Here is a 16,718-nt window from a genome sequence, read left to right on the forward strand (position 1 = left end):
TCCTTCTTGATCGTGTGAAAACCGGCACGCGGCGCGTGCCGGCCAATGTGTGGGCGTGATTGTGCCTGTCGCGGGGCGCTCAGTTCAATGCAGCGTCGGCGGCGGGCCGTCCGGCGCCGCGTCGGCGAGCGGGCGCACCGAACCCTCGACGATACGCGCACCGAAATCGCGCACGAGCTGCTGAACGAACGGATCGCCGTGAATCTCCTGCTCGGCCTCACGCTGGCGTGCCGCGCGCGCGGCCGCATCGAGCGCCGCCGCCGTACGCCGCGCGGGCCCGACTTCGACGGCCACCTCGACCGGCTTGCCGAGCGCATCGGCCAGCGCGGCCTTCAGCTTCGCCACCTGCGCGGCGTCCGCATATTGCGGCACCGGCACGGAAAGTTTCAACGTGGTCGCATCGACCGCCGTCAGTTCACTGTTGAACGCGAGCTGGTAGGCGACGCCCTTAAGCGGCAGCTGTGCGGCCAGCGCCGGCCATTCGCCGTCGAAACCGACCGGATCGAGTGCGATCGCGGGCGGCAACGGACGCGTGTCGACCGGTGCGGACGGACGGGTTTCCGCCGGCTTCGGCGTGACGCGCACGTCGTCGGGGCCGCTGTCGAACACCGGCACGAAGCCATCGTCGGGCGGGCCGCCGAACATTTCGTCGGCACTGAGCGGCACGTAGTCGTCGGGTGGAATGTCCTCCCACGGCGGCGACGCCTGGCGCGAATCGGCCGCCTGCGGCGCACGGGCCGCAGCGCGCGGCGTCGGCACCTGGACGGCGGCGGGACGCGGCACGGCCGGCTTCTCGGCGGCCGGCTGGGCTGCCGGTTTCACGGCGGCGGCGCCTGCGCGCCCGCGGTCGGACGACACGCGCATCCCCGCATTGCGCAACACGTCGAGCGCGGCGGCGGCGCCTCCGGAACGTGCCGCCGGACGCGCGGCAGGCTCAGGCGGCGCAGCACGCGGCATCGGTTCGACCGGCACAGCCGGCTCGTCACTTCGCTGCGCAACGGCAGCAGGCGGCTCGGGCTCCTTGCGGACAGGCGTCGGGTGATCGCCGGCCGGTTCCGCTTGCGGTGCTGCAGCCGTCTGCGGCTGCGGCGTTTCGATGACTGGCGCGTCAACCGGGGCCGGCGCGGCTGCTTCGACGGCAGCCGGTTTCACGGCCGGCCGGTCTGTTTCGTCGCCGGACTGCACCGGCGCCGCACGCACAACCGGTGCCGCGGGTGCTACCGGGGCAATAGCCTGCGGCCGCACTGCTTCGGCAGGTGCAGCCGATACCGGCTTCGCCGCAGCGGCCGATGCCGCCGCCACGCGCGAGCCCGGCACCGCACGCGGCGCGGACGGCTGGCCGACCGGCGCACTGCCGGCGGCAACCGCCGGCTCGAACGCAAGCATCCGCAGCAGCGTCATCGTGAAACCGGCGTACTCGTCCGGCGCCAGGCCGAGCTCGGCGCGACCGACCGTCGCGATCTGATAGAACAACTGGACCTGCTCGGGGCTCAGCGTCTCGGCGAAGCGACGCAGGTCGCCCGCTTCGGGCCATTCGTCGAGCACCGAGCCCGGCGCGAACTGCGCCCACGCGATGCGATGCAGCAGGCTCGCGAGATCCTGCAGCGCGGTCGAGAACGACAGGCTGCGCAGCGACATCTCGTCGGCAATCGCGAGAATATCCGGGCCGCCGCCTGCGGCGAGCGCGTCGAGCAGACGCACCATGTAAGTCTGGTCGAGCGCGCCGAGCATGCCCGACACGGCCGACTCGGTCACCTCGTTCGCCGAATAGGCGATCGCCTGATCGGTGAGGGACAGCGCGTCGCGCATGCTGCCCTGCGCGGCGCGCGCGAGCAGGCGCAGCGCTTGCGGCTCGAACGTGATCTGCTCTTCGCCGAGGATCCGCTCGAGATGCGACACGATGTGCCCGGCCGGCATCTGCTTCAGGTTGAACTGCAGGCAGCGCGACAGCACGGTGACGGGGATCTTCTGCGGATCGGTGGTCGCGAGGATGAACTTGACGTGCGGCGGCGGCTCCTCGAGCGTCTTCAGCATCGCGTTGAACGCGTGATTCGTCAGCATGTGCACTTCGTCGATCATGTAGACCTTGAAGCGCGCATCGACGGGCGCGTACACCGCGCGCTCAAGCAGCGCGGCCATTTCGTCGACGCCGCGGTTGCTCGCGGCATCCATCTCGACGTAATCGACGAAACGCCCTTCGTCGATTTCGCGACAGGCGCGACACACGCCGCACGGCTGCGACGTGATGCCGGTTTCACAATTGAGTGCCTTGGCGAAGATCCGCGACAGCGTCGTCTTGCCGACACCGCGGGTTCCGGTAAACAGATAGGCGTGATGGAGACGCCCGCCGTCGAGCGCGTGCGTAAGCGCCCTGACGACATGCTCCTGGCCGACGAGCGAAGCGAAATCCTTCGGACGCCACTTGCGTGCGAGAACTTGATAGGTCATCGGGAAATTGTATCAGTAACGCTGCGTCGCGCCGACACGCGAAACGGTGCGGAAGACAGGCAAACGCGCAGGTAAAACGGAGTGGGGTGCAGAAATAAAAAACGCCCGGCGAACGGGGCGAGATGGAAGGTGACGAGCCCAACCCTCGGCACTGGCGGAAAACGATTGTGGCTGCTTCGTTCCCGACCTGACCAGGTTCACCGCCCCACCATGCGAGGAGGCCCGTCACGGCATATTCTATCACCGCTTCCGGATGAATGCGACCGTTTGTTCGCACCAAAGCGAATATGACCGGACAAACCGACGCGCACCGGGCCACGAAGCTCACCCGACGCGAATGGCCCGCGCGCCCACCCCTTGTAATTTGCGAGCCGGCCTCCACCTGCTGGACACAACGGTCGAACGCCGCGTCGTACCCCTACTCGCGTAGCGGCTACTATCGCCGCCCGCAGCAGATAGCAATTTAGGCTAATATGACGCCCGAACGACCCGCGAGCCGCGGCATGCAGCGCTTACACGCCTCCTTTCCGGAGAGTGGAGTGACCTGCCGCAGCGGCCGGCCGCCCACGGCAGCCGGTACGCCGCAACGCGCAAGCAGGCAGTCCCCGAACCGTAAGAGGTATTGACCCAATGAGCGAACAGATCAAACACATCAGCGACGCATCGTTCGAACAGGACGTCGTCAAATCCGACAAGCCCGTGCTCGTCGATTTCTGGGCCGAATGGTGCGGCCCGTGCAAAATGATCGCCCCGATCCTCGACGAAGTCGCGAAGGACTACGGCGACAAGCTGCAGATCGCGAAGATCAACGTCGACGACAACCAGGCGACGCCCGCGAAGTTCGGCGTGCGCGGCATCCCGACGCTGATCCTGTTCAAGAATGGCGCGGCCGCCGCGCAGAAGGTCGGCGCGCTGTCGAAGTCGCAGCTCACCGCATTCCTGGACAGCCACCTGTAATACAGGCCGTTCCGCGGACGTGTTGTCAGCCGGCAACACGTCCGTCGACAAGCCGCCGATCGCTCGCTCAAGCGCGAATCGGCCTATGCTAGAATTAAAAAACGTCTACAAGACGCATTTAAGTCTCTGAGCGCTTCCGCTCGCCCTCCTCCCTTTATTTCTTTCGTCGTCTCCTCCCTGGCGGGTTCTCCGTATGCATTTATCCGAGCTCAAGTCTCTGCACGTCTCCGAACTGATCGAAATGGCCAATGGCCTGGAGATCGAAAACGCGAACCGCCTGCGCAAGCAGGAGTTGATGTTCGCCATTCTCAAAAAGCGCGCCAAGACGGGTGAGACGATCTTCGGCGACGGTACGCTCGAAGTGCTGCCGGACGGCTTCGGCTTCCTGCGCTCGCCGGAAATGTCGTACCTCGCGAGCACCGACGACATCTACATCAGCCCGTCGCAGATCCGCCGCTTCAACCTGCACACCGGCGACACCATCGAAGGTGAAGTCCGCACGCCGAAGGACGGCGAGCGCTACTTCGCGCTGGTGAAGGTCGACAAAGTCAACGGGCAGCCGCCCGAGGCCTCGAAACACAAGATCATGTTCGAGAACCTCACGCCGCTGCACCCGAACAAGCCGCTGTCGCTCGAACGCGAAATGCGCGGCGAGGAAAACGTCACGGGCCGCATCATCGACATGATCGCGCCGATCGGCAAGGGCCAGCGCGGCCTGCTCGTCGCGTCGCCGAAGTCGGGCAAGACCGTGATGCTCCAGCACATCGCACACGCGATCAAGCAGAACCACCCGGACGTGATCCTGTTCGTGCTGCTGATCGACGAGCGCCCTGAAGAAGTGACCGAAATGCAGCGCTCGGTCGCCGGCGAAGTGATCGCATCGACGTTCGACGAACCGGCCACGCGCCACGTCCAGGTCGCCGAAATGGTGATCGAGAAGGCCAAGCGCCTCGTCGAAATGAAGCACGACGTCGTGATTCTGCTCGACTCGATCACGCGTCTCGCACGCGCGTACAACACCGTGATCCCGGCATCGGGCAAGGTGCTGACGGGTGGTGTCGACGCGAACGCACTGCAGCGTCCGAAGCGCTTCTTCGGCGCGGCGCGCAACATCGAGGAAGGCGGCTCGCTGACGATCATCGGCACCGCGCTGATCGAAACCGGCAGCCGCATGGACGACGTGATCTACGAAGAGTTCAAGGGCACCGGCAACATGGAAGTGCACCTCGAGCGCCGTCTCGCGGAAAAGCGCGTGTATCCGTCGATCAATCTGAACAAGTCGGGCACGCGTCGCGAAGAAATGCTGATCAAGCCCGAGATCCTTCAGAAGATCTGGGTGCTGCGCAAGTTCATCCACGACATGGACGAAGTCGAAGCGATGGAATTCCTGCTCGACAAGATCCGCCAGACGAAGAGCAACTCCGAGTTCTTCGACCTGATGCGCCGCGGCGGCTGATCACCGTCGCTCCGCGCCCCAAAAACGGCCGCCCGCGCATCTTGCCCGGCGGCCGTTTTTCGGCGCCAACCTGAACGTGAACGTACAGGTTGATCTATAATCGCGCCATCGCTCGAACCCCATCCGCCTCCCGATGCCGAATGACACCTCCACCCCGCTGCTGACCGTGAGCGATGCGGCGTCACGGCTCGGCGTCACGCCGCGCACGCTGAAGTATTACGAAGAGCGCGGGCTCGTCACGCCGTCGCGCAGCGAAGGCCGCTACCGCCTGTACGACGAGGCCGACCTCGAGCGCTTCGCACGCATCCTGCGGCTGCGCGCGCTCGGTTTTTCGCTGCACGGCATCACCGAGATGCTGAAGCGCCCGCTGGAAGAAACGGGCGACGGCCGGCGCCGCTATTCGGACGCGTCGCTGCGCGAGATCCGCGCCGGCCTCGCCGAGCAGGTCGACACGCTCGACCGGCGGATCGCGGCCGTCCAGCGCGAACTGACGGAAGCCGTCGCGCTGCGCAAGGAACTGCAGCACGACATCGACTACGTCGAACGGCGTCTTGCCGGCGAAAACGCCGATGCGCTGATCGCGCAGCGGCAGGCCGAAGCCGGCACGCGGCGCGCGCGCAAGGCGCGCGAGTGAGCGCGATGCCCGGTCGCTCGCCACTGTGGAGCCGCGCGAACCTGCGTGCGGACCTGTTCCCGTGGGCGCTCGCACTCGTTACCGGCATCGACTACTTCGACAACGCGATCTTCTCGTTCTTCGCGAGCTACATCGCGGGCGGCATCAACGCATCGCCCGATGAACTCGTGTGGTCGTCGAGCGCCTACGCGGTCACCGCCGTGCTCGGCATCCTGCAGCAGCAATGGTGGGTCGACCGGCTCGGCCATCGCCGCTACGTCGCCGGCTGCATGCTGATGTTCTCGTTCGGCGCGATCGCGGCCGCGCTCGCCGACACGTCGCTCGAGCTCGCGTTCGCGCGCGGCTTTCAGGGTTATTTCATCGGCCCGATGATGGGCGCGTGCCGGATCCTGATCCAGATCAGTTTCAAGCCGCAGGAACGGCCGCCCGCAACGCGCGCGTTCCTGATCATGATCCTGCTCGGCAGCGCGCTCGCGCCGATCGTCGGCGGCCTGCTCGTCGCACATTCGACGTGGCGCGCGCTGTTTGCGTGCTCGGCGCCGGCCGGCATTGCGTTCGCGATCCTCGCGCTACTCACGCTACCCGATTCGGGCCGGACACCCGACGACGAACGCGGCTCCGGACACTTCTGGCCGTATGTCGTGTTCGCGCTCGCGCAAGGTGCGCTGCAGATCGTGCTGCAGCAGGTGCATTACCAGCTCTATAGCGGCTCGCCGATGCTGATCCTGCTGACGATCGCAGGGATCGGCGCGCTTGCGTGGTTCGCGTATCACCAGTGGCATCATCCGACGCCGCTCGTGCGCCTGCACGCGTTCCGCGAGCGGACGTTCCAGGTCGGGCTGCTGCTCTATATGTTCTATTACTACGAGTCGACGGGCTTCAGTTACCTGACGTCGCGTTTTCTCGAAAGCGGGCTCGGCTATCCGGTCGAAAACGCCGGGCGACTGGTGGGCACGATGTCGCTGATTTCGGCCACCGCGCTGTTCGCGTACCTGCGTTACGCGAAATTCGTCACGCACAAGAAGTGGTTCGTCGTGCCGGGGTTCGCGGTCGCCATCACGGCCGCGCTGTGGATGACGCGGATGACGCCGCAGGTCGGCGAAGCCGCGCTGATCGTCCCGCTGCTGCTGCGCGGATTGCTGCTGCTCTTCATCGTGCTGCCCGTGGCCAACCTGACGTTCCGGATCTTCGCGATCGACGAATATACGCACGGCTACCGGTTGAAGAACATCGTGCGGCAACTGACGATCTCGTTCGCGACGTCGTCGGTGATCATCGTCGAACAGCACCGCGTGGCCGTGCACCAGACGCGGCTCGTCGAGCGTGCAAATGTGTTCGATCCGCTGTTCCAGCAGACCGTCGATGCGCTGACGCACAGCTATGCCGCCGCCGGTCATGCGCTGAGCGAGGCGCACGGCCTGGCGATCGCGTCGATCGCGCGCATGGTCGCGCAACAGGCGTCGTTCCTCGCGTCGCTCGACGGCTTTTACTTCCTGGCGGGCGTGGCGCTCGTCGGCGGCCTTTTTGCGGCATGGCAAAAAGAGATCGATTGAGTTAAAAGACAGGCTTTGGATTTCCGCGAGCCGCCTTCATGCTCTCGAAACTGACCCGCTGGTTCGACGACCGCCGCCGCGACCGCGCGCTGCGCAGCCACCCGATTCCCGACACACTGTGGCAGGACACCGTCGAGCGCCTGCCGTTCCTCGCGGCACTGCCTCCCGACGCGCTCGGCCGGCTGCGCGAACTGACGAGCCTGTTCGTCGCGAAGAAATCGTTCTCGACCGCGCACGGGCTCGAGTTGACCGACGCGATGATCGTCTCGATCGCCGCGCAGGCCTGCCTGCCCGTGCTGAATCTCGATCTGTCGCTGTACGACGGCTGGGTCGGCGTCGTCGTGTATCCGGGCGAATTCGTGATCCGCAAGACGGTGCAGGACGAGGACGGGGTCGTGCACGAAGTCGAGCAGGATGCGAGCGGCGAGGCCTGGGAAGGCGGCCCCGTGATCCTGTCCTGGGAAGACGCGCAGATGACGGACGGCCACGACGCGTACAACGTCGTGATCCACGAGTTCGCGCACAAGATCGACATGGTCAACGGCGCGGCCGATGGCTATCCGCCCCTATTTCGCCGCTGGCACGCGCCGCACCTCGATGCGCAGGCGTGGGCCGACGTGTTCGAGCACGCGTACGACCAGTTCTGCGCGCGCGTCGACGCGGTGCCGGACCGTGCGTGGGCGCGCTTCGAGCGGGACTCGCTGATCGATCCCTATGCCGCCGATCACCCGTCGGAATTCTTCGCGGTATGCAGTGAAGCGCTGTTCGTCCGGCCGAAAGCGTTCGAGTCCGAATTTCCGGAGTTGTACCGGCTGCTCGCGCGTTACTACCGGCAGGATCCGGCCGGTACCGGCGCGCTCGACGCACCGTGAAAATTATTCGTCAACCATCTGATTTTCTGGCATAATCGCCGTTTTTCGACCTTAGGCAAGTGGCTCGCGCCGGGCTTGGCGTCGTCTGGTTGGCGCAATGTGCGCGTTCCGGCACGGCAAGCGGCGGGTTGGCTACCGCTCTCACCAAGGAAAGACCATGAAAGAAGGCATCCACCCGAACTACCGCGAAGTCGTCTTCCAAGACATGTCGAACGGCTTCAAGTTCATCACGCGCTCGACGATCCAGACGCGCGAAAACATCGAACTCGACGGCAAGACCTACCCGCTCGCCAAGATCGAAGTGTCGTCGGAATCGCACTCGTTCTACACGGGTCAGCAAAAGATCATGGACACGGCAGGCCGTGTCGAGAAGTTCAAGAACAAGTTCGGCGTTCGCGCCAGCGGCAAGGCGAAGTAAGCTTCGCACTGCATCCGGTGGTTGCATTGCACCGGTACCGCACAAAAGGGCAGCCCAGGCTGCCCTTTTTTGTCTCTGCTCGCCCGGCAGGCGCCAGCCGGCGCCCGGGCATCGACCTGACGCGCAACAGCGGGCGCGTCTACAATGCCGGATGCTCGAAACCGGCTCGACCGCGCGCATCCGCGCCGGCCACCCGCCCATAACAAATCGCTCATCTGCATGAAGCCTGTCGTCCGTCTCACCGCCTCCGCCACGCGCGCGCTGCCGCGCTGGCTGCTGCTCACGCTCTGCTTCGTCTACGCCGCGTTCGGCCTGTTCGGCCGCGACCCGTGGAAGAACGAGGACGCGGCAGGCTTTGGCGTGATGTGGACGATGGCCAAGGGCGGCTGGCACGACTGGCTGCTGCCGAACCTGGTCGGCAAGTTCATCACGACCGACGGCCCGCTCGGCTACTGGCTCGGCGCGCTGTCGATCCGCGGCCTCGGCCCGTGGGTCGACGCAAGCAACGCGTCGCGCGTCGATACCGGCGTGCTGTTTTGCGTCGCGTGCGCATTCGTCTGGTATGCCGCCTACCTGCTCGGCCGGCGTGCCGAGGTCCAGCCGTTCAAGTACGCATTCGGCGGCGAGCCCGAGCCGCGCGACTACGGCCGCACGCTCGCCGACGGCGCGCTGCTGGTGCTCGTCGCCTGCTTCGGTCTCGCGGAGCGCGGGCACGAAACGACGCCGCAGCTTGCGCAGTTCGCGTGGATCGCGATGCTCGTCTACGGGATCGTGCGCGGCATCGACAAGCCGATGCAGGGCGCGCTGTGGTGGGGCCTCGCGATGGGCCTCGTCGCGCTGTCCGGCAATCCGGTGCTGGTGGTCGCGCTGCTCGCCGGCACGGCCGTGCTGTGGCTCGTCACGCCCGAGATGCGCAACCTGCGCCTGCCGCTGGTCGGCGTGCCGCTCGCGGCCGCGATCTTCGCGCTGTGGCCGCTGGCCGCGTTCGTCGCGGCGCCCGACGATGCCGCATGGTTCTTCAACCAGTGGATTCACGGCAGCCTGATGCGCTTTTCGGGCCCGCCGACCGCGGTGCTCGGCTATGCGGCGAAGAACCTGCCGCTGTTCACCTGGCCCGCGTGGCCGCTCGCGATCTGGGCATGGTGGAGCTGGGCCGGTATGCGCCGCCGTGCGCACGTCGCGATTCCGCTGTCGGTCGCGGTGCCGCTCGTCGCGCTCGTGATCCTGCAGAGCCAGCAGTCGAACCGCATGTACATGCTGCTGCTGCCGCCGCTCGCGGTGCTCGCGACGTTCGCGCTGCCGACCCTCAAGCGCGGCGCAATCAATGCGATCGACTGGTTCGCGGTGCTGAGCTTCACGATCCTCGGCACCTTCGTGTGGCTCGTGTGGCTCGCCTCGATCACGGGCTTCCCGCATCCGCTCGCGCGCAACCTCGCCCGCCTCGTGCCCGGCTACGAGCCGCACTTCAAGATCCTGTCGTTCATCTGCGCGGTGATCGCCACCGTATGCTGGTGCTTCCTGGTGCGCTGGCGCATCTCGCGGCAGCCGAAAGTGCTGTGGCGCAGCGTCGTGCTGTCGGGTGCGGGCACCACGCTGATGTGGGTGCTGCTGATGACGCTGTGGCTGCCGATCGTCAACTACGGCCGGACCTATCGCGACGTCGCGCAGCAGATCGCGGTGCACCTGCCGTCCGACTACGAGTGCATCTCGCCGGTGCGGCTCGGTGACGCGCAGATCGCGACCTTCGCGTATTTCGGCAACATGCGCTTCGATTTCTCCGGCGACTGCGACGTGATCCTGCGCCAGGACCGCTCGGATTTCGGCGAGCCGAGCTCGATGTCGCAATACGTGTGGCGTCTCGTGTGGGAAGGCCGCCGCGCCGCCGACCGTGACGAGCGGTTCCGCCTGTACGAGCGCATCGAACGGCCGAAGACGCCCGTCAAGCGGCGCCCGCCGCGCCGCCAGCCGGCCGATTGACGATGTTCGGCGACATCCGCCGGATCGTCGGTCTCGCGTGGCCGGTGCTTGTCGGCCAGCTCGCGATCATCGCGTTCGGCGTGATCGACACCGCGATGGTCGGGCGCTACTCGGCCGTCGATCTCGCCGCGCTCGGGCTCGGTTCGTCGATCTACATTTCGATCTATATCGGCCTGACGGGCATCCTGTCCGCACTGCAGCCGATCACCGGGCAGCTGTACGGCGCGCGCCGCTATGCCGAGATCGGCGAGGAAGTGCGCCAGGCGCTGTGGCTCGCGCTGCTGCTCGCGGTGCCCGGCTTTCTCCTGCTGCATTTTCCCGAACCGCTGCTGCGCGTCGCGCACACGCCCGCCGCGCTGCACGACCGCACCGTCGACTACCTGCGCATCCTGTCTTACGGGCTGCCCGCCAGCCTCGTCTTTCGCATCTACAACGCGCTGACCAATGCGGCCGGCAAGCCGCGCCTCGCGATGATCCTGCAGATCGGCGCGCTGCTGCTCAAGTTTCCGCTCAACGTGTGGTTCATCTTCGGCGGGTTCGGCGTGCCGGCGCTCGGCGGCCCCGGCTGCGGGCTCGCGAGCACGCTGATCAACTGGGCGCTCGCGCTGATCGGCTACACGCTGCTCGCGAAGCTCGACGTGTTCGCGCCGCTCGCGATCTTTTCGCGCTTCTGCTGGCCGGTCTGGGAGCGCCAGAAGGCGATCCTGAAACTCGGCGTGCCGATGGGCCTGTCGTACCTGATCGAGGTCACGTCGTACACGTGCATGGCGCTGTTCATCGCGCAGTTCGGCACGACGACGCTCGCCGGCCACCAGATCGCCGGCAACATCGGCGCGGTGCTGTACATGACGCCGCTGTCGATCGGCGTGGCGGCGTCGACGCTGGTCGCGCGCGCGCTCGGCGCCGGACGGCCCGAGGAAGCCCGGCTGCTCGGCCGGCACAGCGTGATCTTCGCGTGCGGCATCGCCGCGACCTACGGCCTGCTCGTGTTCGTGCTGCGCCCGCTGATCATCGGCGGCTATACGCCGAACCCGGCCGTCGCCGCGGCCGCGATGCCGCTCGTCGCGATCGTCGCGTGCTACCACGTCTTCGATGCGCTGCAGGTCACGTCGGCGTTCGTGCTGCGCGCCTACAAGGTCGCGGTCGTGCCGACCGTGATCTATGCGGTCGCGCTGTGGGGCGTCGGGCTCAGCGGCGGCTATGCGCTGGGTTTCGACGTGGGCGGCATCGCGCCCGCATGGCTGACCGGCGCGCGCGGCTTCTGGTTCGCGAACACGATCAGCCTGATGCTCGCGGGCGCCGGGCTCGTGCTGTACCTGCGCCGCGTCAGTCGTGCGCATGCCGCTGCTTCCACGTCCGCCTGACGCGCCGCCCGCTACGTCTCCTCCAGCACGTCGGCCGCGTGATACGACGACCGCACCAGCGGGCCGGCGACGACTTCCCTGAAACCGAGCAACAGCGCCTCGTCGCGCCACGCGGCAAATGCGTCGGGGCTCACGTAGCGCCGCACGGGCAGATGGTGCGCGGACGGCGCGAGATACTGGCCGAGCGTCAGCACGTCGACGTCATGCGCACGCAGGTCGCGCAGCGTGTCGCGCACTTCGTCGTCGCACTCGCCAAGGCCGAGCATCAACCCCGATTTCGTCACCAACTCCGGCCGTGCCCGCTTCGCCCGCGCGAGCAGTTCGAGCGAGCCGCGATAGTTGGCGCCCGGCCGCGCCGCGCGATACAGCGACGGCACCGTCTCGATGTTGTGGTTGAACACGTCGGGCCAGGCCGTCGACAGCGCATCGAGCGCGCGGGCCACGCGGCCGCGGAAGTCCGGTGTGAGCACTTCGACGCCGATGCCCGGCACGCTCGCGCGCACCGCCGCGATGCATGCGGCGAAATGCGCGGCGCCGCCGTCGCGCAGGTCGTCACGATCGACCGACGTGATCACGACGTAGCGCAGCCCGAGCGCCGCGGCCGCATCGGCCAGCCGCGCGGGCTCGTCGGCGTCGAGCGGTTCGGGACGGCCGTGCGCGACGTCGCAGAACGGGCAGCGCCGCGTGCACAGGCCGCCCATGATCATGAAGGTCGCCGTGCGCTGCGCGAAGCATTCGCCGATGTTCGGGCACATCGCCTCCTCGCAGACGGAATGCAGCCGATGGTCGCGCAGCACGGCCGCCATGTCGGCGACCGCCGCGCTCATCATCGGCCGCGCGCGCAGCCACGGTGGCTTCGGCAACGCCGCACCGGCCGCGGGCTCGACGCGCACCGGAATGCGCGCGAGCTTGTCACGGCTTCTCGCGCCCGGCTGGCCGAGCGCCGTGAGGCTGGGTCGTTCGAGCGCGGCGGCCATCGTCAGTCTCCGAGAAACGCGACGATCAGGCGGTTCACGTCGGCGGCCGCCTCCATCTGCACCATGTGCCCGCTGCCGGCGATCACCTCGGCACGCACGCCGTCAGGCAAGCCCTGCGCGTGCTGAGCCGGGATCACCTGGTCGTGCTCGCCCCAGATCACGAGCGTGCGCGGCGCAAGTGTCGCGAGCCGGTCGCGGAACACGCGCCGCTGCGCGGCGCCGTCGAACGCGGCATGCGCGATCTTCTCCAGCGCGGCCTGCACGCCTTCGAGCCGCTTGTACTTGACGAGATCCTCGACGAGCTGCCGTGTGACCAGCGCGTTGTCCGCGAACAGCGCGCCAAGGTGCGGCTTCAACGTATTGCGGCTGTTGCCGGCGACGAAGCCGTCGATGTAAGCGCGGTTGATGTCGGTGCCGAGCCCCGCGCTCGCGATCAGCGTCAGCGACGCGACCCGTTGCGGCGCGCGCTCGGCCGCCGCCATCGCCACCGCGCCGCCCATCGAATGGCCGATCAGGTGGGCCTGGTCGATGCCCTTCGCATCGAGCAGCGCGAGCACCGCGTCGGCCAGTTCATCGAGGCTGCCCGTCTCGACCGCCTTGCCCGACTCGCCGTGACCGGGCAGGTCGAGCGCCCACACCGGCCGGTGCGCGGCGAGATCCGCGTGATTGAACAGCCAGTTGTTGAGATCGCCGCCGAAGCCGTGGATCAGCACGGCGGGTGTGCCGCTGCCTTCGCCGAGCTTCAGGAAACGCACCGTCCGGCCGCCGATCTGCGCCTTCTCGGGCTGCGGGCCCGCGACTTCGTCGGACGCCGCGCTCGGCACGAAATCGCGCTGGAATTCGGCGATCGCCGCGTCGATGTCGGCATCGCTCGCGTCGGCGGCCGCGACGACGCCGAGCAGCGCGCCGACCGGCAGCGTCTCGCCTTCCTGCGCGACCTGCCGGCGCAGCGTGCCGTCGAACGCGCATTCGACGCCCGACGAGATCTTGTCGGTCTCGACGTCGAGCACTTCGTCGCCCTTCGTCACGCGTTCGCCGAGCGCCTTCAGCCAGCCGTTGACCTGCCCCTGCTCCATCGACAGCCCCCACTTGGGCATCGTGATCATGTGAATCGACATCGTGTCAGCTCCTCGTTTTCAGGACCGCCTGCGCAATCGCATCGGCGGACGGGATATACAGGTCTTCCAGCACGCTCGCGAACGGCGCGGGCGTATGCGGCGCGGTCACGAGCTCGATCGGCGCCTTCAGCGCATGGAACGCACGCTGCGCGACGAGTGCGGCAATATCGGTCGCGATCGAGCAGCGCGGATTCGCTTCGTCGACGACCACCACGCGCCCGGTGCGCTCCGCGCTTTCGAGGATCGTGTCCTCGTCGAGCGGCGACGTCGTGCGCAGGTCGATCACGTCGACCTGGATCCCGTCCTTCGCGAGTTTCGCGGCCGCGTCCATCGCGAGATGCACCATCCGGCCGTACGTGACGATCGTCGCGTCGTCGCCGTCGCGCATCACGTTCGCTTCGCCGAACGGAATCGCATAGGACTCCTCCGGCACGTCGCCTTCACGGGTATAGAGCAGCTTGTGTTCGAGGAAGATCACGGGATCGTTGTCGCGGATCGCCTGGATCAGCAGCCCCTTCGCGTCGTACGGCGTCGACGGGCACACGACCTTCAGCCCCGGAATGTGCGTGAACAGCGACGTCAGCATCTGCGAATGCTGCGCGGCTGCGCGCAAGCCGGCACCGTACATCGCGCGGATCACGACCGGCGTCACGGCCTTGCCGCCGAACATGTAGCGGAACTTGGCGGCCTGGTTGAAGATCTGGTCGAAGCACACGCCCATGAAATCGATGAACATCAGCTCCGCGACGGGCCGCATCCCGCACGCGGCGGCGCCGACCGCCGCGCCGATGTAGCCGCCCTCCGACAGCGGCGTATCGAGCACGCGGCCCGGAAACTTGTGGAACAGCCCCTTCGTCACGCCGAGCACGCCGCCCCACGCGTCGTCCTCGCCCGGCGCGCCCGCGCCGCCCGCATTGTCCTCGCCCATCACGATCACGCTGTCGTCGCGCGCCATTTCCTGCGCGAGCGCCTCGTTGATCGCCTGCGAATAAGTGATTTTCCTTGCCATGTCTGTCTCCTGGAATGTTCGGTTCGCCGTGTCGGCCGTGGTATCAGGCCGCGCTCACGGGTACGACACGTAGACGTCGGTCAGCAGGTCGGCGGCGTCGGGTACCGGCGCGGCCTTGGCCTGCGCGACCGCATCGTCGATCAGCGCCTTCACCTGCGCATCGACCGCGCGCAGGTCGGCGGTCGTCAGCGCTTCGGCCCGCACGACGCGCGTTTCGAAATGCTTCAGGCAGTCCTTCTCGTCACGCAGCTTCTGCACCTCGCCGGGTGCGCGATAGGTTTGCGCATCGCCTTCGAAGTGGCCGAAATAGCGTGTGAATTTCACCTCGACGAGCGTCGGGCCGCCGCCGTTGCGCGCGCGCTCGACGGCTTCGCCGAGCGCTTCATGTACCGCGAAGAAGTCGAAGCCGTCGACGATCACGCCCGGCATCCCGAACCCGTTCGCGCGATCGGCGATGTTGTCGGTCGCGACCGACCAGCTCGACGACGTCGCTTCCGCATAGCCGTTGTTCTCGGCCACGAAGATTGCGGGCAGCCGCCACACCGACGCGAGGTTCATCGATTCGAAGATCACGCCCTGGTTCGATGCGCCGTCGCCGAAGAAGCACACGCCGACGCCGCCGGTCTTCCTGTGCTTCGCCGCGAGCGCGGCGCCGCAGACGAGCGGGCCGCCCGCGCCGACGATCCCGTTCGCGCCGAGCATCCCCATCGACAGGTCGGCGATGTGCATCGAACCGCCCTTGCCGTGGCAGACGCCCGTCTTCTTGCCGTAGATCTCGGCCATCATCCCGTGTACGTCGACGCCCTTCGCGATGCAATGGCCGTGGCCGCGGTGCGTGGTCGCGACGTAATCGTCGAGGCCGAGGTGCAGTATCGTGCCGACCGCGGACGCCTCCTCGCCCGCATACAGGTGAACGAAGCCGGGGATCTCGCCGGTCGCGAATTCGACGTGCAGGCGCTCCTCGAATTCGCGGATCGTGCGCATCAGCCGGTAGGCGTCCAGCAGTTTGTCCCTGCTGAGCTGTGTCGAAGCGGTCATGTGTGTCTCCTGAGTAGGTCTGACTGCGAATGCCGCCGCGGCCGGGCCGCGGCGACGGATTGCACGGCCGGCGGCCGTCAGTGGAACGTGAAGCCGCCGTCGACGTTCACGGCCTGGCCGGTCACGTTGTCCATCGTCGCGAAGAACAGCGCGAGCCGGCCCATGTCCTCCGGCGTCTGCGCGCGGCCCTGCGGAATCAGCGTCAACTGGTGCCGCTGCCACGATTCCTCGACCGATTCACCGTCGGTCTTCCATTCGTCGGACAGCCGGTCCCACATGTACGTCCGCACGATGCCGGGGCAGATCGCGTTGACGGTCACGCCGTCGCGCGCGACCTCCTTCGCGAGCGCGTTCGTGAAGCCGACGACCGCGAATTTCGATGCGCTGTAATGCGCGAGATTCGGAAAGCCCTCCTTGCCGGCGATCGACGCGACGTTGATGATCCGGCCGCGGCCCTGCGCCTTCAGCGGCGCGAGCGCCGCCCGGCAGCCGAGGAACGTGCCCTTCGCGTTCACGTCCATCACGAAATCCCAGTCGCGCTCGGTCAGTTCGCCGACCGGATGAATGCTGATCACGCCCGCGCAGTTCACGAGGATGTCGAGCCGGCCGAGGTCGGCGAGCGCCTGCGCAACCATCGCGTCGACCTGCGCGGCCTGCGTGACGTCGACCTTCGCAACGGCCGCCCGGCGGCCGAGCGCGCGTACTTCGCGCGCGGTGGCGTCGAGTGCGTCGTCGAGCAGGTCGGCCGGCAGGATGTCGGCACCCGCGCCGGCAAGCGTCAGCGCAATGCCGCGGCCGATGCCGCGCGCGCCGCCCGTGACGATGGCGACCTGTCCTTCGAGTGGGGCTGTCATGGCGATGTCTCCTTGATGATCGTTATGGATGTCGAAATGTCAC

The 16,718-nt window shown here is 67.2% G+C and carries 14 protein-coding genes and 1 other RNA gene; 8 read left to right on the forward strand and 7 right to left on the reverse strand.

Going from position 1 to position 16,718, the window contains the following annotated elements; translation table 11 throughout:
- Positions 1–84: 84 nt before the first annotated feature.
- A complete protein-coding gene (locus CFB43_RS10325; protein ID WP_089494991.1) occupies positions 85–2,448 on the reverse strand; it encodes a DNA polymerase III subunit gamma/tau in 2,364 nt (787 codons plus the stop codon).
- Positions 2,449–2,576: 128 nt separating this feature from the next.
- Positions 2,577–2,675, reverse strand: an RNA gene (gene ffs, locus CFB43_RS10330) — signal recognition particle sRNA small type.
- 403 nt (positions 2,676–3,078) lie between these two features.
- On the opposite strand from ffs, the gene trxA reads away from it, so the two are divergent.
- The 8 genes from trxA (at position 3,079) to CFB43_RS10370 (ending at position 11,679) form a co-directional block, all read left to right on the forward strand.
- Complete coding sequence (trxA, locus tag CFB43_RS10335) at positions 3,079–3,405, forward strand: thioredoxin TrxA (RefSeq protein ID WP_006402348.1); 327 nt, start codon at positions 3,079–3,081, stop codon at positions 3,403–3,405.
- Positions 3,406–3,598: 193 nt separating this feature from the next.
- Complete coding sequence (gene rho / locus CFB43_RS10340; RefSeq protein ID WP_006478662.1) at positions 3,599–4,861, forward strand: transcription termination factor Rho; 1,263 nt, start codon at positions 3,599–3,601, stop codon at positions 4,859–4,861.
- Between the two features lie 133 nt (positions 4,862–4,994).
- The gene (locus CFB43_RS10345) at positions 4,995–5,495 is read left to right on the forward strand and encodes a MerR family transcriptional regulator (RefSeq protein WP_089494992.1); all 501 of its coding nucleotides are present in this window, start codon (positions 4,995–4,997) and stop codon (positions 5,493–5,495) included.
- Complete coding sequence (locus CFB43_RS10350; protein ID WP_089494993.1) at positions 5,492–7,048, forward strand: MFS transporter; 1,557 nt, start codon at positions 5,492–5,494, stop codon at positions 7,046–7,048. The genes CFB43_RS10345 and CFB43_RS10350 overlap by 4 nt, the downstream gene beginning before the upstream one ends.
- Positions 7,049–7,086: 38 nt before the next feature.
- Positions 7,087–7,920, forward strand: coding sequence for a zinc-dependent peptidase (locus tag CFB43_RS10355; protein ID WP_089494994.1), 834 nt, complete (start codon positions 7,087–7,089; stop codon positions 7,918–7,920).
- 157 nt (positions 7,921–8,077) lie between these two features.
- Positions 8,078–8,338, forward strand: coding sequence for a type B 50S ribosomal protein L31 (locus CFB43_RS10360; RefSeq protein WP_006753671.1), 261 nt, complete (start codon positions 8,078–8,080; stop codon positions 8,336–8,338).
- Between the two features lie 144 nt (positions 8,339–8,482).
- Positions 8,483–10,315 carry an ArnT family glycosyltransferase gene (locus CFB43_RS10365; protein WP_089425568.1) on the forward strand — a complete coding sequence of 611 codons (1,833 nt, stop codon included), beginning with the start codon at positions 8,483–8,485 and terminating at the stop codon, positions 10,313–10,315.
- A 2-nt stretch (positions 10,316–10,317) separates the two neighbouring features.
- Entirely contained in the window at positions 10,318–11,679 is a 1,362-nt protein-coding gene (locus CFB43_RS10370) for an MATE family efflux transporter (RefSeq protein WP_089473006.1), read from the forward strand.
- A gap of 11 nt (positions 11,680–11,690) precedes the next feature.
- Here CFB43_RS10370 and lipA read toward each other — a convergent pair whose 3' ends face one another.
- The 5 genes from lipA to CFB43_RS10395 all read right to left on the reverse strand — a co-directional run bounded on the left by lipA (position 11,691) and on the right by CFB43_RS10395 (position 16,675).
- Positions 11,691–12,656 (reverse strand): lipoyl synthase, encoded by a 966-nt coding sequence (gene lipA / locus CFB43_RS10375; RefSeq protein ID WP_089494995.1) that lies wholly within the window; start codon positions 12,654–12,656, stop codon positions 11,691–11,693.
- A 2-nt stretch (positions 12,657–12,658) separates the two neighbouring features.
- A complete protein-coding gene (locus tag CFB43_RS10380; protein WP_089494996.1) occupies positions 12,659–13,774 on the reverse strand; it encodes an acetoin dehydrogenase dihydrolipoyllysine-residue acetyltransferase subunit in 1,116 nt (371 codons plus the stop codon).
- 4 nt (positions 13,775–13,778) lie between these two features.
- Positions 13,779–14,783 (reverse strand): alpha-ketoacid dehydrogenase subunit beta, encoded by a 1,005-nt coding sequence (locus CFB43_RS10385; protein WP_089440244.1) that lies wholly within the window; start codon positions 14,781–14,783, stop codon positions 13,779–13,781.
- Positions 14,784–14,837: 54 nt separating this feature from the next.
- A complete protein-coding gene (locus CFB43_RS10390; protein WP_089440245.1) occupies positions 14,838–15,821 on the reverse strand; it encodes a thiamine pyrophosphate-dependent dehydrogenase E1 component subunit alpha in 984 nt (327 codons plus the stop codon).
- Between the two features lie 77 nt (positions 15,822–15,898).
- Entirely contained in the window at positions 15,899–16,675 is a 777-nt protein-coding gene (locus CFB43_RS10395; protein ID WP_089494997.1) for an SDR family NAD(P)-dependent oxidoreductase, read from the reverse strand.
- Between the last annotated feature and the right edge of the window lie 43 nt (positions 16,676–16,718).

Origin of the sequence: Burkholderia sp. AU15512 (assembly GCF_002223325.1) — a bacterium.
GTDB lineage: Bacteria > Pseudomonadota > Gammaproteobacteria > Burkholderiales > Burkholderiaceae > Burkholderia.

Bases quoted from the DNA above. Each gene is read 5' to 3' on its own strand.
- CFB43_RS10325 (WP_089494991.1), bottom strand. From the start codon at position 2,448: ATGACCTATCAAGTTCTCGCACGCAAGTGGCGTCCGAAGGATTTCGCT.
- trxA (WP_006402348.1), top strand. From the start codon at position 3,079: ATGAGCGAACAGATCAAACACATCAGCGACGCATCGTTCGAACAGGAC.
- rho (WP_006478662.1), top strand. From the start codon at position 3,599: ATGCATTTATCCGAGCTCAAGTCTCTGCACGTCTCCGAACTGATCGAA.
- CFB43_RS10345 (WP_089494992.1), top strand. From the start codon at position 4,995: ATGCCGAATGACACCTCCACCCCGCTGCTGACCGTGAGCGATGCGGCG.
- CFB43_RS10355 (WP_089494994.1), top strand. From the start codon at position 7,087: ATGCTCTCGAAACTGACCCGCTGGTTCGACGACCGCCGCCGCGACCGC.
- CFB43_RS10360 (WP_006753671.1), top strand. From the start codon at position 8,078: ATGAAAGAAGGCATCCACCCGAACTACCGCGAAGTCGTCTTCCAAGAC.
- CFB43_RS10365 (WP_089425568.1), top strand. From the start codon at position 8,483: ATGCCGGATGCTCGAAACCGGCTCGACCGCGCGCATCCGCGCCGGCCA.
- CFB43_RS10370 (WP_089473006.1), top strand. From the start codon at position 10,318: ATGTTCGGCGACATCCGCCGGATCGTCGGTCTCGCGTGGCCGGTGCTT.
- lipA (WP_089494995.1), bottom strand. From the start codon at position 12,656: ATGGCCGCCGCGCTCGAACGACCCAGCCTCACGGCGCTCGGCCAGCCG.
- CFB43_RS10380 (WP_089494996.1), bottom strand. From the start codon at position 13,774: ATGTCGATTCACATGATCACGATGCCCAAGTGGGGGCTGTCGATGGAG.
- CFB43_RS10385 (WP_089440244.1), bottom strand. From the start codon at position 14,783: ATGGCAAGGAAAATCACTTATTCGCAGGCGATCAACGAGGCGCTCGCG.
- CFB43_RS10390 (WP_089440245.1), bottom strand. From the start codon at position 15,821: ATGACCGCTTCGACACAGCTCAGCAGGGACAAACTGCTGGACGCCTAC.
- CFB43_RS10395 (WP_089494997.1), bottom strand. From the start codon at position 16,675: ATGACAGCCCCACTCGAAGGACAGGTCGCCATCGTCACGGGCGGCGCG.